This is a genomic window from Methylocystis sp. (genome assembly GCF_050251305.1).
In the GTDB taxonomy this organism is placed as follows: Bacteria; Pseudomonadota; Alphaproteobacteria; order Rhizobiales; family Beijerinckiaceae; genus Methylocystis.
The window spans coordinates 1-14017 of the sequence record NZ_JBFWNB010000017.1 but is presented as its reverse complement, the minus strand read 5'-3'; the positions used below and the strand labels follow the sequence as shown (position 1 = coordinate 14017).

General features: G+C 63.3%; 14 protein-coding genes. 3 read left to right on the top strand and 11 right to left on the bottom strand.

What is annotated here, in order from left to right:
• Positions 1-125: 125 nt before the first annotated feature.
• Together AB7F41_RS07915 and AB7F41_RS07910 are read right to left on the bottom strand one after the other, a co-directional pair.
• The gene (locus AB7F41_RS07915) at positions 126-650 is read right to left on the bottom strand and encodes an ImmA/IrrE family metallo-endopeptidase (RefSeq protein ID WP_428383705.1); all 525 of its coding nucleotides are present in this window, start codon (positions 648-650) and stop codon (positions 126-128) included.
• Positions 651-666: 16 nt separating this feature from the next.
• On the bottom strand, positions 667-1008 hold the full coding sequence (locus tag AB7F41_RS07910) for a helix-turn-helix transcriptional regulator (protein ID WP_428383703.1): 342 nt from the start codon (positions 1006-1008) through the stop codon (positions 667-669).
• A gap of 387 nt (positions 1009-1395) precedes the next feature.
• Between AB7F41_RS07910 and AB7F41_RS07905 the strand changes: the two genes are divergently transcribed.
• Both AB7F41_RS07905 and AB7F41_RS07900 read left to right on the top strand, forming a co-directional pair.
• Positions 1396-1905, top strand: coding sequence for a toll/interleukin-1 receptor domain-containing protein (locus AB7F41_RS07905; RefSeq protein ID WP_428383701.1), 510 nt, complete (start codon positions 1396-1398; stop codon positions 1903-1905).
• Between the two features lie 459 nt (positions 1906-2364).
• Complete coding sequence (locus AB7F41_RS07900) at positions 2365-3645, top strand: carbohydrate porin (RefSeq protein ID WP_428383699.1); 1281 nt, start codon at positions 2365-2367, stop codon at positions 3643-3645.
• Positions 3646-4227: 582 nt separating this feature from the next.
• Here the strand turns inward: AB7F41_RS07900 and AB7F41_RS07895 are convergent.
• The 9 genes from AB7F41_RS07895 to AB7F41_RS07855 all read right to left on the bottom strand — a co-directional run bounded on the left by AB7F41_RS07895 (position 4228) and on the right by AB7F41_RS07855 (position 13014).
• On the bottom strand, positions 4228-5106 hold the full coding sequence (locus tag AB7F41_RS07895; RefSeq protein ID WP_428383697.1) for an NAD(P)-dependent oxidoreductase: 879 nt from the start codon (positions 5104-5106) through the stop codon (positions 4228-4230).
• On the bottom strand, positions 5106-6158 hold the full coding sequence (gene moaA, locus AB7F41_RS07890; RefSeq protein ID WP_428383695.1) for a GTP 3',8-cyclase MoaA: 1053 nt from the start codon (positions 6156-6158) through the stop codon (positions 5106-5108). Before moaA ends, AB7F41_RS07895 begins: the two co-directional genes overlap by 1 nt.
• A gap of 126 nt (positions 6159-6284) precedes the next feature.
• Positions 6285-7277, bottom strand: a complete 993-nt coding sequence (locus tag AB7F41_RS07885) for a sulfotransferase family protein (protein WP_428383693.1) — start codon at positions 7275-7277, stop codon at positions 6285-6287.
• Positions 7278-7331: 54 nt separating this feature from the next.
• Entirely contained in the window at positions 7332-8978 is a 1647-nt protein-coding gene (gene mbnF / locus AB7F41_RS07880) for a methanobactin biosynthesis FAD monooxygenase MbnF (protein WP_428383691.1), read from the bottom strand.
• Positions 8975-10276, bottom strand: coding sequence for a methanobactin export MATE transporter MbnM (gene mbnM, locus AB7F41_RS07875; protein ID WP_428383689.1), 1302 nt, complete (start codon positions 10274-10276; stop codon positions 8975-8977). Before mbnM ends, mbnF begins: the two co-directional genes overlap by 4 nt.
• Positions 10273-10854, bottom strand: a complete 582-nt coding sequence (mbnC, locus tag AB7F41_RS07870; protein ID WP_428383687.1) for a methanobactin biosynthesis protein MbnC — start codon at positions 10852-10854, stop codon at positions 10273-10275. The genes mbnM and mbnC overlap by 4 nt, the downstream gene beginning before the upstream one ends.
• Positions 10832-11659, bottom strand: coding sequence for a methanobactin biosynthesis protein MbnB (gene mbnB, locus AB7F41_RS07865; RefSeq protein ID WP_428383684.1), 828 nt, complete (start codon positions 11657-11659; stop codon positions 10832-10834). The genes mbnC and mbnB overlap by 23 nt, the downstream gene beginning before the upstream one ends.
• 80 nt (positions 11660-11739) lie before the next feature.
• The gene (locus AB7F41_RS07860; RefSeq protein WP_428383682.1) at positions 11740-12573 is read right to left on the bottom strand and encodes a methanobactin precursor domain-containing sigma factor; all 834 of its coding nucleotides are present in this window, start codon (positions 12571-12573) and stop codon (positions 11740-11742) included.
• A 105-nt stretch (positions 12574-12678) separates the two neighbouring features.
• On the bottom strand, positions 12679-13014 hold the full coding sequence (locus AB7F41_RS07855; protein ID WP_428383680.1) for a hypothetical protein: 336 nt from the start codon (positions 13012-13014) through the stop codon (positions 12679-12681).
• Between the two features lie 418 nt (positions 13015-13432).
• On the opposite strand from AB7F41_RS07855, the gene AB7F41_RS07850 reads away from it, so the two are divergent.
• Complete coding sequence (locus tag AB7F41_RS07850; protein ID WP_428383678.1) at positions 13433-13798, top strand: hypothetical protein; 366 nt, start codon at positions 13433-13435, stop codon at positions 13796-13798.
• Positions 13799-14017: the final 219 nt, after the last annotated feature.

The following is a 14017-nucleotide window of genomic DNA, read 5'->3' as shown; positions in this document are numbered from 1 at the left end:
GTAGGGAGAGGGACTTAACGCGTCAACGAGGAAGCCGGCTGGGTAATGGGTCGATCTGAATTGAGAAAGTCCCTGCGCCGTATAGTTCAAGCCGACGCGCCTCCAGCAAATCAGGAGCGGTTCACCTACAACAATCTTAATGTTGTAAGCCGGATCGTCATCGCCTGTTCGCTGACATTAAATTCTTTGGCGAGCGCAGTGACGTGGGAATCATAGAGCTGTTCAGTGTTCAACGCCTTGACGCGTTCTCGCACCAAGCGGGACGGCATCAACAGGCAGGCAGCAAACTGGTTTGCCTCTATCTCCTTTGCGTCCATGCCGGTGGACGAACGCTGATTGCGGTGGCTGATCAAATGTCCACGATCAACGTGGACATGCTCACCCGGCTCGAATTGGTGGCGTAGGCAATGATGGGCCATTTCATGGGCGATTGAAAATCTTTGCCGTTGTGGAGGATCGCTTTTCCGTATGGCAATGCGGGAGCCATGGGGTCCCGTGATCAGCGCTCCAGAAATGTCTTCGCCAAGGTCGACGTAAACCACTTCAAGTCCGAGTTGTGCCGCAACGCCCGCAACGTCAACAGGAGCATGCTTGATGTTCAGAGCATCAACCAATGCTTCAGCCTGATTTCTAGCGGACAAGATGCTCATCGACTCTCCTATGGGTTCAATTGATTTTAGATTTGCCGGCAAGCTTTCTCGCTGCGCTCACCGAAAGGCCAAGCTTAGACACAAGCTCATCGGTGATGCGAGCATTGCTGCTGGTGACTGGTTGCACTGCTTTTGGCGGCAGAATGTCAGTGACTTCGACATTGAGCGCCGCCGCCAGCTGCACAAGGGTATGCGACAAAATTCGCTGATGGCCACCCTCAATGTTGGCGACGGATACGCGGGTCGTCGGCGGCGAGAGCAATCGGCCGAGGTCCTCTTGCGTCATGCCCGCCTTGTTTCGGTGGTCGCGAATGCGACGTCCGACCTCCGCGTAAAAGGGCTCGATCCGTGGGGCCATGGCAAAATGTATGAATCAGCGGGATGATTTTGTAAAGCGTTACTTACGTAAGTATTACTTACCAAAAAATAGAAACAATATCATTGGTTGACAACCGGGGAGGGCTCTGGTTTGGTTAACGCTGTCGGGCGGTGTGATGCGGGCCGGCATCAACTCGAACTAGGAAATTCACCGATGGCTAGATGCACAGCACCAGTAGAGGGGCATCGCTCAGCAGGCGCTGCAGCGGCGTGCCCTGTATGCCGCTACCGCTCTGGCCTGTACAGCGGCTACAGCGGCTACAGTGGTTCCGGGCGATCACTACCGTCGTATTCCTCATCGGTGAGCAGCGGTGGCAGCCGGAGCGGCAGCAGCGTAAGACCGAGATGGTCTCGAGCCGGTTCCTCCGTGGCGTACACTCCGGCCCAGGTGCGGGCGCTCACCCCGATCCGCGAAAGCGTCGAGAAGCGAGGGTCCCTGCCTGACCTTCGGGACGTCTTTCTCTGCCACGCGTGGGACGACCGGGGAGGTGCCGCCAAGGAGCTGCACGATCTACTCGAGTCGCGCGGTGTCTCGGTCTGGTTCAGCGAGAAGGACGTACTCCTCGGCGCGCCGTTGCTCCGCGAAATCGACAAGGGACTGGCGAAGTCGCGAGTCGGGATCGTGCTGGTGACTCCTGCGCTGCTGCGCCGTGTTCAAGGAGAGGGCATCGCCGACAAAGAGCTTTCGGCACTCCTAGCGCGTGAGCTGCTCGTTCCCATCGTGCACGACACAACGTATGAAGCTCTCCGTGAAGTCAGTCCGCTGCTCGGCTCGCGAAGCGGCCTGAGTACTGCAGAAGAGCCGATGGCAAACGTCGCGGCCAAGCTTGCCGAGCTGGTTGCCCTTCCGCCTGTCGCCGTTGAAGCGCATGTTTGAGCGGCTGCTTCAGGGGCCGAGTTCCTGACGCGGACTACCGCTATAGCTCAAAGGTGCCTTCACCTGTTGCAATACTCAAGACTTTTGCACGCGAGCCGAAGCCTTGAGAATAAGGGCCTTGGGCGCGTGAATAACTTTATTCCAAAAGTTGAAGGGTGTTTCATGTTTCATCCCAGATCGTGCCTTTGGGAAATGACCAATCAGGTCGTAACCTAAATTCAGACTGACCCGCATCGCCTCTAGGTCGGCGTGCCGACCTAGAGGCGACTGCCTGAGCCGTTTCGAATAAGGAAAGCTCGCGACTGTTGCGGGCTGCCAATAGACAAGGGCGGCGATGGCGCTAAGCTTGACGATATTTGATTCACGATCGGACTGCGCGCGAGGCCCGACAGGATGTGGCGGCGGAGGGACTGGAACGGGCCGGCCTCCGGCAACCGGCGAGCGTCGCGAGCGTTGGGCTTGCTCGCCGCCGCCTGCCTGAGCGTTGCGCCGATCGCCGGCCGCGCCCTCGCGGATGACGATTTTGTCTCGCTCGCCAAGCAGAAATCGTTGACCGACACGCCCGGCGGCCCCAAGGACCAGCTGCGCCGCTTCGGCGTCGACGTCGACGTCTGGGTCACCCAGTTCTATCAGGGCATTCCCGCTGGCGCGATCGACCGGACGGCGCAATACGGCGGCAAGATGGACATGTTTCTGCGCGTCGACGGCGAGAAGTTCGGCTTCTGGAAAGGGCTCAAATTCAATGCGCAATATGAGCATTACTTCGGCCGCAACGTGAACCGGCAGGACCTGGCGCTGCTGCCGGTCAATGTCGCCCAGGCCTTCATCGAGCGCGACGGCTATCACTCCGCTCTGTCGATGTCGCTGACGCAGGCGTTCAGCGAGGAATTTTCGGTGACGATCGGCAAATTCAACATGCTGACGCTCGCCTCGCAGACGCCGCTCGTCGGCGGCGGCGGCATCGACACCTTCATGAACCGCGCCTTTGCGCTGCCTTCGACCGGCATCGGCGTCAGCTCGCCGGAAAGCGTCGCCGACCGGCTGATTATCGCGCCGCCCTATCTCCTCGGCGGCGCGGCGACGCTCAAGACCAAATATTTCGACCTCAAAGTGATGGTCGCCGATCCGCGCAACGCGCAGCAGCCGCGCGTCATCGAACGGCCGTTCGAGCGCGGCGTCGGCGCCGGAGTGATGGCGACCGTGCCTGTCGAGATCGGCGGCCTGCGCGGATTCCACACGTTGCGCGCCGCCTACAGCAATGCGCGCGGCTTCGATCTCGACGACATCGGCGAGACGCGCCAGGCGATCGCCCGGCTCCGCGGCTTGACCAAGAAAGGCTTCTGGTTCGTCTCCTACGCGGTCCAGCAATATCTGATGCAGAGCGAGACCGACCCGAAAGTCGGCTGGGGTCTCTTCACCCTGGCGACGCGGTCGGACGGCAATCCCAATCCGGTCAAATGGAGCATGCTCGTCGGTCTCGCCGGCAACAATCTGATGAGCGGCCGCGAGGACGATCTCTGGGGCGTCGGCTTCTATCACTACGGCCTGACCCCGCCGCTCCTCTCCGGATTGGCGATGCGGAAAATCTATCGGCGCAGCGAGGGCGGCGTCGAGGCTTTCTACAATTTTGCGGTGACCCGGTGGTTTCGGCTGTCGGGCGACGTCCAGATCATCGACCCGTGGAACCCGGTCAGGACGCGGGCGAGCTATCTCGGCCTACGCCTGCAGACGAAATTTTAAAAAAAAGCAGCTCCTTAAAAACAAAAAGGCGAAGACGTCCGTTTCCGAACGATCCTCGCCTCAGGCCAGCCCTTTTGGCCTAATCCGGGTGCGCGACTTAAGGCGTCAATTCGCGCAGGAGATGCTACGCATGTAACGGACGCGACCCCGCCCATCATCTTTCGGCGTGATGACGAGCGTGCAATCTTCATCCTCTGCGCCATAAGCGCGCCCCACTCGGATCGCCGGTCCGCGCGCAAGCGGACGCATGCCCATGTCGTTTAGGCTCACGGCGGCTTGGACGCCAGTGGCGGTGGATCGGCTTTTCAGATCAGACGTCGATGGCGCAGCCGCGACAGCAGCGGCGGCGCCGATGGCGACGGTGAATCCGAGAATGATCCGCGACATACGGCTTGCGAAAGGGCTTTCGCGCGAAACGGCCATTTAGGGCTCCCCACAGGGTGGAACGGGAATTTTGCCCCGGCTCGCTACTCGAACGATGCGATCCGTGACGCTTCCTCTTTTTGCGGGGGGGAAACGCGGCGGCCCCGCGAATGGTTCCGCCGCAGTCATAAATTTTTAAGGATTGGCCTTAAATCCGCCTCATCGCTCCAGACGCGCGATGAGGCTCGACGTGTCCCAGCGCCGTCCGCCCATCTTCTCGACCTCGGCGTAGAACTGGTCGACGAGGGCCGCGATCGGCAGGCGCGCGCCATTGCGCCGCGCCTCGGCGAGGCAGATCGACAGGTCCTTGCGCATCCATTCGACCGCGAAGCCGAAGTCGAACTCGCCGGCAATCATTGTTTTCGTGCGATTTTCCATTTGCCACGATTGCGCCGCGCCGTTCTTCAGGAGATCGATGACGGCCTCCGCGTCGAGCCCCGCCGTCCCGGCGAAATGCAGCGCCTCCGCCAGGCTCTGGACCAGGCCGGCGATGGCGATCTGATTGACCATCTTGGTGAGCTGTCCGGCGCCCGGCGGCCCCATCAGGCGACAGGCCCTAGCGTAGCAGGCGATCACCGGCTCGGCTCTCGCGAAGACCGCCGGGTCGCCGCCGCACATGACGGTGAGCGCCCCATTCTCGGCTCCGGCCTGACCGCCGGAGATCGGCGCGTCGATGAAGCCGAGCCCGCGCTCGGCCGCCGCCGCATGGAGGTCGCGCGCGACCTGCGCCGAGGCCGTCGTATGGTCGACGAAGACCGCCCCCGCCGACATGCCCGCGAAGGCGCCGCCGTCGCCGATCGTCACGGCGCGCAGATCGTCGTCATTGCCGACGCAGGAGAAGACGAATTCGGCGCCCGCCGCCGCTTCCGCCGGCGTCGAAAACCATTCCGCGCCGGGGTGGGCGGCGACGAATTTTTCGGCCCTGGTGGCGGTGCGGTTGTAGACCCGCGTCCTGTGGCCGGCGCGATGAAGATGCCCGGCCATGGGATAGCCCATGACCCCGAGGCCAATGAATGCGACGGTTGTCGGCTCCGCCATCACCCGCCCGTCATGCTCATGTGGCGGGAGACCGCCGCCGCCGGCGCGGTTCGGTCGATGACGAAGTCGTGGCCCTTGGGCTTGCGCAGGATCGCCGTCTCGATCGCCTGATGCAGCAACGCGTCGTCGAAGCTCTCGCGCAGCGGCGCGCGGAGGTCCGCCGCATCCTCCTGGCCGAGGCACATATACAGCGTCCCGGTGCAGGTGACGCGCACGCGATTGCAGCTCTCGCAGAAATTATGGGTGAGCGGCGTGATGAAGCCGATGCGCCCGCCGGTTTCGCGCGCCCGCATGTAGCGCGCCGGCCCGCCGGTGCGATAATCAATCTCGTCGAGCGTGAAGGCCTCGCTCAGCCGGTCGCGCACCTCCTGCATCGGCAGATATTGGTCGGCGCGCTCCGGCCCGTCGAGTTCGCCGAGCGGCATCACTTCGATGAAGGTCATGTCCATGCCGGTTTCGTGCGCGAAGCGCACGAGCGGGACAAACTCGTCCTCGTTGACGCCTTTCAGCGCCACGGCGTTGAGCTTCACCTTGAGGCCGGCGGCGCGGGCGGCGGCGATTCCCGCCAGCACCTGTTCGTGCGCGCCGGTGCGGGTCAGCGTCCTGAAACGGTCCGGGTCGAGCGTGTCGAGCGAGACATTGACCCGCCGGACGCCGCAATCGGCGAGTTCGGCCGCAAAGCGCGAAAGCTGCGAGCCGTTGGTGGTGAGCGTCAGCTCCTCCAGCGCGCCGGACGCAAGATGGCGCGACAGGGCGCGAAACAGCTTCATCACGTCGTGACGCACCAGCGGCTCGCCGCCGGTGATGCGCAGCTTTCTGGTTCCGCGCGCGACGAAGGCGGCGCAGAGCCTGTCGAGCTCCTCGAGCGTCAGCAGATCGCGCCGGGGCAGGAACTGCATATGTTCCGACATGCAATAGACGCAGCGGAAATCGCATCGGTCGGTGACGGAGACGCGCAGATAGGAGATCGTCCGCCCGAAGGGGTCGACAAGCGGCGCCGGCGCGGCGGCCGCGGGCCCCGCGATTGCGGGCCTCCTGGCGTGGGCGTTCATCCTGATCCTCGAACCGGCGGGATTTCAGCGTCATCCATATATTGCCGGAACGCGGGCGCGTGAAGCCCATACCTTCGCGGCCGTCAGGGTCAGGGTCGAGGAGCGGCGGGCGAACGGGCGCGCTTGCTATCGGGCGCCCCAGCCGAAATCCTTGTCGAGCAGCGCGTAAAGCTCATCGTTATAGGGCCGGAAAAATTCCGCCAGATCCGCGCGGAGCCTGTCGTCGAGCGCCCCGTCCGGTCCGGTATTGCGCTCCTCGATCACCAGCGGCTCGACCTTCGGCAGGCCGAGAAATTCGTAAATCTGCTTCGCCGTCGCGCGCGGGTCGCGAAAAAACGCCGCCGCATCGACGATGAAAACGCGGTCTCGGCCAAACTTCTCGAAGAGCAGGCGCAGAAAGGGCGCATAGATGCTGTGCCGCAGATAGCCGGCGCGGGCTCCTGAAAACGCGTGCGGCTCCATGCCGCCGCCGCGGATCGTCGCCTTCTCGGCCTCGATCAGGGTTTCGAAATCCGGAAAGCCCTTCCAGTGCGGGTCCTGCGACTTCCGGCTGACGAAGCGCTTCTGATCCCAGCGCCAGTGCGAAAAGGTCCGTTCGACCGGATCGCGCAGAACGCAGATGATCCGCATGTTCGGAAACATCGACTTGGCGAGAAAGATCCAGAGCGGGTTGGGCATCACCGGTGTGCAGTAGCCGGTGATCGCGCCGCCGTTTTGCCGCTCCGCCGCCCGTTGCGCCGCGCGCGTCGGGAAATGCGCCATGAGTTCGCGCATCGTCTCCGTGAAGGCGATCTCCTTCGAAAGCGGCAGAACGACATGCGGATGCTGGAAAATGTAAGAGGAGAGAAAAGAGGTGCCGGAGCGCACCGCGCCGATCGACGCGAAGGACGGCTCCATGCGTTCGCCGCCGCTGAGCGCGCGCGCCCGGACGCGCCACTTCGGCGGGTTGAAGAAATAATAGGATCTGAACTGGCGTTTGGCGCGAAGCGGCAGCGCCTCCAACGCGCCGCTGGCGCGCGACAGACGGTTGAAGTCCTGATAGGGCGTCTGGATGGTTGCGAGCCGCTTCGGATCGACCGACAGGATCGGCGTGTCGAGTTCCGATGAAACAATGGACATTCGACCAATCTCCTTTGGCGAAGACGTTCTCTGGCGCCGCAGGCGCGGCTGAGCCTAGGCCGCGCCGACAAGCGCGGCCGATGGGAGCGCGCTGGTTTCGCGCGCCGCGAAGCCGCGCACGCGCGCGAAGCTCTTTTCCAGAGTCGCGAGCGGATCGGCGCTTCGGCTTGGCGAACGCCAGCAGATGAATCCGTCTGGGCGCACGAGGAGCGCGCCTTCGGGCGAAACGCCAAGGCGCGGCAGAAACAGCGCTTCGGGATCGTCGACGTCGACGCCAAGGCGGCAAACGCCAAGCGGCGCGTGCGCGCGCTGGGCGAGACGTTGCGCCGCTTCGACCCAGTCGTCGCCCTGCGGCCCGATGAACAGCATGAAGTCGCGGCCGATCAGATCATGCGAGGAGATCGTCTGCTCGCCACGCCGCAGCCAGACATGCGCGAGACGCGTTCCCGGCGCGCCGGTCGGGCGCTGAGGATCCTCGACCGCCGAAGCGTCGTCAGCCGCGTCGCTTATGATCGCATCGGAGCGATATCGGTACCCCATCGCGGTTTCGAGCAGTCCGTATTCGTCATCCCGGATGCGCAGCTCCTGACGATCGGGAAGAAGACGCTCGACATAATTGGCGATTGCGCGCGCGATCGCGATGCGCGCCGCCGGCCTGCGCTCGACGCCATAGCTGTCGAACAGCGCCGGCGCGGCTTGGCCCTTGACGACAAGCGCCAGTTTCCACGCCAGGTCGGCGGCGTCCTGTATCGCGGTCTGTCCGCCCAGGCCGCCGACGGGCGGCGTGACATGGGCGCAGTCGCCGGCAAGAAACACGCGGCCGAAGGACATGCGATCGGCGAGCAGCGCCGCCATTCGCCAGGGGCGGATATCGAGAATGTTCACCGCGAGCTCGGCGACGCCAAGAGACTGGCGCACGAGCGCCCGGCACCGTTCTTCATCGAAATCGGACGCCTGATCGCGCGAGGAGTCATATTCGATGTTGATCTGGCCGTGGTTGGGTTCGTCGCAGGTGACGAAGGCGCCGCTGAACGCCGCGTTGCGCAGATAGTAGAGCGCAAATCCGTCGCTCGGCAGGACCGCCTTGAGGTCGGCCTCGAACAGCACGGAGATGGTGTCGGCGAGAACGCCGGGGCCTTGCATCTTGACGCCGCCGGCGTCGCGAATCGTGCCGCCGGCGCCGTCGCCGGCGATCATGTAGTCGGCGCGAACCGTGGTCTCTTGTCCCGACGCTTCGTTGCGCAGGACCGCCTCGACGCCGTCGTCGCGTTGCGTGAAACGTATGAGCGTCGTCGAAAATCGCACATCGGCGCCGTTCGCGCGGGCGAAGCGCAGCAGCACGGGTTCGACCCGATCCTGTCCCGCCGTGCATATTTTGCTGGGCGAGACCTGCGTCGCGTCGAGCGACCTCTTGGTCACGAGAGTCTGGATCGGCGGACTCGTCACCGACTCCGCGATGATCAGCGTTGACTCATTGGCGCCGGCGCGGCTCGCCGCAAACAGCGCGTCTTCCAGACCGTCGACGACGCGCAAGAGCTCCATGCTGCGCCGGTTGATCCCATGCGCCTTCGGGAGGCGCGACGTCGACGCGCGCCGCTCGACGAGCAGACAGGGAACGCCGCGCCATGCCAGCAGCGCCGCCGCCGACAGGCCGGCGTAGCCGCCGCCGACAATCAGAACAGGGACTCGCTCCACGCTCATTGCACATGTCCTTTGGAGGGCCACGAGGCGCCGACCGGCTCCTCGGGCGCGGATCGAAGGCTGCGCCAAATCAGGAAAACGACGACGGCTTCAGGCCAGATCAGTGACTGATAGGCGATCTCCGGACGGTTCGCGGAGAGACCGAACGCAAGGACCAGGGGCGCAATGAGCCATTGCGCCAGCACGTCTGCAAAGGTCAGTCTGGCGAAGGCGCTGCGGGCGAGCGCCAGGCCGCGGACGACGCTGCCGATGAATCGGATCGGCAGCGAAAGCGCCAGGCAGGCGATGAAGACCGACCACCAAGGCCCGTGCTGGCGGTAGAGAGTCGCGCCGATCCAATCGCGGCCGAGGAGCAGAATGACGGCGGCCGTCAGCGCGATCGGCGCGCCGACGCGCGCCATCGGCGCGAGCGCCGTCGACCAGTCGTCGACGGATTTCGCAGGCAGGCGAATGGCGAGGAAGCGCGTCAGCGTGATCAGCGGACCGAGAATGAACAACATGAAGGTTTGGGCGGCGGCGAAGGAATCGAGACGCTGGCCGTTCGCGGCGCTCTGCCAGGGCAGCGAAAACAGCGTCAGCGAAAAGAGCATCGCCGCCTGCGGCGACAGAACCCGCAGCGCTTCCCAGAACGTCCCGCCCAGAAAGGAGCGCGCGAAGGCCAGTTCCGGAAGGCGCATGTTGCGGGCGCCATGCGGTGCCAGTCGAGTCCACAGCCAGATCGACGAGGCCACGGCAACGAAGTAGCCCGCGAGAAAACAGCCGGCGAAACCGAATCCGAGCGCATTCATGAACAGGAAATTGGCCCCCGCCTTCGCGGGAATTTCCGCGAGCTTCCATTTCAGCACCGCGCCGCCGCGTCCGAGCCCGTGCAGCAGAAATCCCTGCGTGTTGGCAAGCACGCGGAACGGCGCGCCGGCGACGAGCCAAACGATCGGCGCCCCGACAAAGGGCGCGGCGGCGGCGTCGCCCATCAGCATGCTCAGGAAGATCGGATAGGCGAAGAAGCCGAAGATCGCGGTCGCCGCGCCTAGCGCGACCGCGATCGCGCAGGTCTTTTCGATCGCCTCGCGCTCCTCGCCGTTCCGTTGGGCGTGGCCGAGCGCAATGGCGGCGACGGCGGCGGAGGCGATCGTGACCGCCACGTCGAGCAGCGTGATGCGCATCAAGATCGCATAGGCGCCGGAGGCCCGCCCGCCCAGTCGCGCCACCATCGCCAGATCGATCTGCATGATGAAGGCGGCGGCGGACGTGCTGGCGAACAGCAGCCAATATCCGCGCCAGAACGGCGCTCCTGTCATCGCGACAGGCCTTGCCACCCCGGAAAAACGTCGAGTTCAAAGCTCGGCAGCGTGAAATAGCCGAAAATGTCCTGAGGGGCGGGCAAGGGCTCTTCAGGTTCGATCAGCTCGATCTCGCGTCCGAAGCGGACGCTGCGGCATTTCCAGCCGATGACGAGATCCGAAGTGTCGGCGCATCCGATCACGATGCCGCGACTTCTGCCGCGATCGAGCACCGCCCAGCGCGCGGCCGACGCGCCCATGACCGACCGCAGATATTTTTCGTCAGCCAGCAGCCGGTCTTTGAACGGCGATTGGCGCAGCCAAACATAGACCCACAAATAGTAGGACCAGTCGAAGGCGAGCTTCTTCTCGCCCGCCCACGCCATGAACGGCCGAAAGATCGACATGCCGTCCGGGCCGGAGAGCTCCAGCAGTTCGGGGCAGATGTCGAAGAGCGTGTGCCAGTAGATGCGCAGGCTCACGTCGATGCGCACGAACGCCTTCTGATCGGCAGGATATTTGGCGCATAGTTGCGGCGACATCAGCGCAGGATAGAGGTCGCGGTCAGTCCGACTAGGCAGAGACAGCAAGGTCATGACGTCTTTCTTCGGGTTCGCCGAACAGATTTCGCAAGAGCTCGAGATCGGCGACGATATCGTCATATTCGATCTGGTCGTCGCGCTCATAGGTCATCGTCGCGCCGGGCGTGTCGAAGTCCGATCGAAACTGTTCGAGGAAGGCGAGCGTATCGGGCGCCAGCGCCTCGGCATGGGTGTCGAGCGAGATGAACGGCTCGATCAGCGACTGCCGGTAGCCGGCGACATGGAAGTGCTGGGCGGCGGCGATGACGTTGCGCCAGGCGTCGAACGGCGTCCCGCAGTTGCGATGGGAGCACACCGCGTTGGACGCGTCGAACAGCACGCCCGCGCCCGTGTCTTTCATCAGCCGCTCGAAGAAGGCCGGCGCCTCCGCGCCGCCGTCCATGATCGACGGATAATTCTCGAAATGGATGCGCTGGCCGACAAGGTCCTGCCACTGGAGCACCCTGTCGCGCACAGATTCATATTCCGTCGCGTAGTCGACTTCGCCGAGGTGAAAGAAGGCGCGTCCCTCATGGGTGAAGCGCAGAATATGGTCGGAGACGTAAATCGGGTTCAGCGCGTCGATGTAATCTCGAAGCCGAGCGGCGAAGTCGACCAGGGTCGGCCGATCGGCTTCGAGAAATTTCGAATACATGATGTGCAAGCCGATGGGACAGTCGAACGCCTTGGCCAGTTCGTCGGGATCGACGCAGAAAAAATTGTCGATAAGGAATTCGCAGTAATCGATTCGTCCTTCATCAATGAGCCTCTGGACCATGTCATAGGTATCGCCGAGCGTAAAATTGAAGCCAAGCCGCATCTATCTGTCGCCTTCGTCTTGACGCATCGGACGTCGCTTGCGCCGCTCGCCGGGGGGCGCGCGGCGCAAGCCGATCGTCCTTAGCCGTTGGTGGCGGCGCAGGTCGAAGCGCAGCGGGCGCTGGCGCGGCCAATAACGTTGAGCGTGATGCGCTTGGCGACACGAATGGTCATAGGTGCTTCCCCTTGAGAGTTCGTCTGGACGCTCCAGACGGGCGCCGCAGAACGCGGGACCCGAATGGTATGACGAGCGAGGCCGCAGAAATCGGACAGGCTGGGCGGAGAATTTTTTCGAGCGGTCGAGATTTCGATCTCCGCCGCCTTGGCGACGGCGCCCTGCGTGGAGGATTGCGCAGGCGAAGACGCGCGTAGCGCAGGCGACGCCTTGACGCGCAGCGCAGGTTCGCGCGACGACGCGATCTCGAAAGCGCGATCGAAGTGATCCAACGCCCGCGTGAGATTGCGGTGGACCGTTCTCAGGGACACGCCGATTTCCTGCGCGATTTCCGAATGGCTGAAGCCAAGAATGCGGCTCATGAAGAAGATCCGGCCGCAACATCGCGGCAGCTGCATGAGCGCCGTCTGCACGTCGGAGGCCAAGCCCAACGCGTCGGGGATCGCCGCGCTCAGCGAGTCGCGGTCCGCCGATTGAAACCAGACGTTGTTCTCGGTGAGCGCCCGCGCATGCGTCCTTTGACGCCGGAGGCTGTCGATCGCGAGGGTCGACGTGACTTTCGACACATAGCCCCGCGCATTCGAAACCGGCGCGCTCCGGTCGCCTTCGAGCATCTTGAGGTAGGCTTCCTGCACCATATCCTCCGCATCGTCCGAGCCGATCACGCGGCGCGCGCGCGTAATCAGATCGCGATGATGGCTTCTGTACAGGCGGTCGATCATCTCATGGGACTTGCGCATCCGGGGTTCCCCTCACTTGCCAAGCGCTCGCCGTTCACACACGTCGCATCGACGCCGGGCGCTCCAAGCGCCGGCGAATGCGTGATTTCCAATGGTGTGGAGCGTTTAGACGGGAGAGGCGCGCGCCGGCGGCGTCGCGGCATGCGTCCGCGAGTCGGGAACAATAGGAAGCGCCAACAGGATGAACTGCGCCGCTGGAAATGACAGGCGCACGATCTGTTCGGAGACGCAGAGGATGGGCGGCTGACCGTTGCAGCACGCGATGCAGTCCGAGCAAGAACGCTCGTGATCGATCGGCGCATGCGGCGCGAAAGGAACGAACTCGACTTTACAGACGACGGTGTTGAACGCCGGAAATAGCGTCTGCGCGCGCGCGGCGACAGTCGAAACGCCTGCAGCCTGCAGTAATATAGAGACAAGGAGAATAAGCCGAATGAGCATGGATTGCCGCCAACCATTGCTTACGGTGCGCGGATCATAGGCGCGAAATCTTTGGGCGGCAATACGAAAACTCTATGTACGACGCGCGTATGCCGAACATCGTCGCGGCGCCTTGCAAGGCAGTGGGCGTCGACAATCGAAACTGCCGCGCCCATTTTCAGAATTCCATTATTGATATTGAGCAAGGATCGAATACAGGTTTAGCGGTCTTGCGCCGCGCACGCATGCTGCTCTCTTCAACAACGTAACCGCAACGTAACAGCAACAGAACTGCAAAGACCAAGTGTGGCGAAGGCGCAACAATTGAAAATATTGTAGAAGCTGCACGCTCAACGTCGTTGACAAGCTCATCGCTGTGCGCTCAGAGTTCAGCATGCGGCAAAACAGACAAAAATTGAGGCGGTTTGTGCGCCCGATTTTGGCGATCGCGATCGCTTGTCTGCTTTTCCAGCAAGCCTTGGGTCTCATTTTTTCTCACGCGCACCACGCCGGCGATTTCGGCGCATTCGTCACCTCTCCCTTCGCGACGTCGTACGAACTGTGCGTCGACCAGGGCGGAGACGGCAAGGCGCGGCATGTCCAACACATGCATTGCACGGCCTGCTTTTTGAGCGAACAAAGCAACGACTTTTTTGCAAAGGATCTGTTGAGCGCCATCATCGTCGTGCTGGTGCCGCAGGCGGACGATTCTCCGATCTGGCTGGAACAGCGCGACCTGGCGCCGTCTGCCGAACAGTGGCCCAGTAACGGGCTTTCTCGCGCGCCGCCGTCGCGTCTCTCCTAAGACGCGCGTTAACGGTCGGCGGCCGGGTCTTCGACCCTCTTGCCATTCCCCGCGTTTGATTCCTGCGCGCGTTTTGTGACGCGTCGGGTCCATGTGTCGCATGTGTCGCGCGCGGCCGGGTTCGGCGCGCGCCGTCGGGACGCATCTCAAGAACAATTGTCGAATGGAGAAGAATGATGGGCGTAGTGAATCACGTCGCGGCCGCGCTCGCCGGGCTGA

Coding starts and splice junctions, on each gene's coding strand:
- mbnC (WP_428383687.1), bottom strand. CDS start 10,854: ATGACCTTGCTGTCTCTGCCTAGTCGGACTGACCGCGACCTCTATCCT.
- AB7F41_RS07885 (WP_428383693.1), bottom strand. CDS start 7,277: ATGTCCATTGTTTCATCGGAACTCGACACGCCGATCCTGTCGGTCGAT.
- moaA (WP_428383695.1), bottom strand. CDS start 6,158: ATGAACGCCCACGCCAGGAGGCCCGCAATCGCGGGGCCCGCGGCCGCC.
- AB7F41_RS07860 (WP_428383682.1), bottom strand. CDS start 12,573: ATGCGCAAGTCCCATGAGATGATCGACCGCCTGTACAGAAGCCATCAT.
- mbnM (WP_428383689.1), bottom strand. CDS start 10,276: ATGACAGGAGCGCCGTTCTGGCGCGGATATTGGCTGCTGTTCGCCAGC.
- mbnB (WP_428383684.1), bottom strand. CDS start 11,659: ATGCGGCTTGGCTTCAATTTTACGCTCGGCGATACCTATGACATGGTC.
- AB7F41_RS07910 (WP_428383703.1), bottom strand. CDS start 1,008: ATGGCCCCACGGATCGAGCCCTTTTACGCGGAGGTCGGACGTCGCATT.
- mbnF (WP_428383691.1), bottom strand. CDS start 8,978: ATGAGCGTGGAGCGAGTCCCTGTTCTGATTGTCGGCGGCGGCTACGCC.
- AB7F41_RS07855 (WP_428383680.1), bottom strand. CDS start 13,014: ATGCTCATTCGGCTTATTCTCCTTGTCTCTATATTACTGCAGGCTGCA.
- AB7F41_RS07915 (WP_428383705.1), bottom strand. CDS start 650: ATGAGCATCTTGTCCGCTAGAAATCAGGCTGAAGCATTGGTTGATGCT.
- AB7F41_RS07895 (WP_428383697.1), bottom strand. CDS start 5,106: ATGGCGGAGCCGACAACCGTCGCATTCATTGGCCTCGGGGTCATGGGC.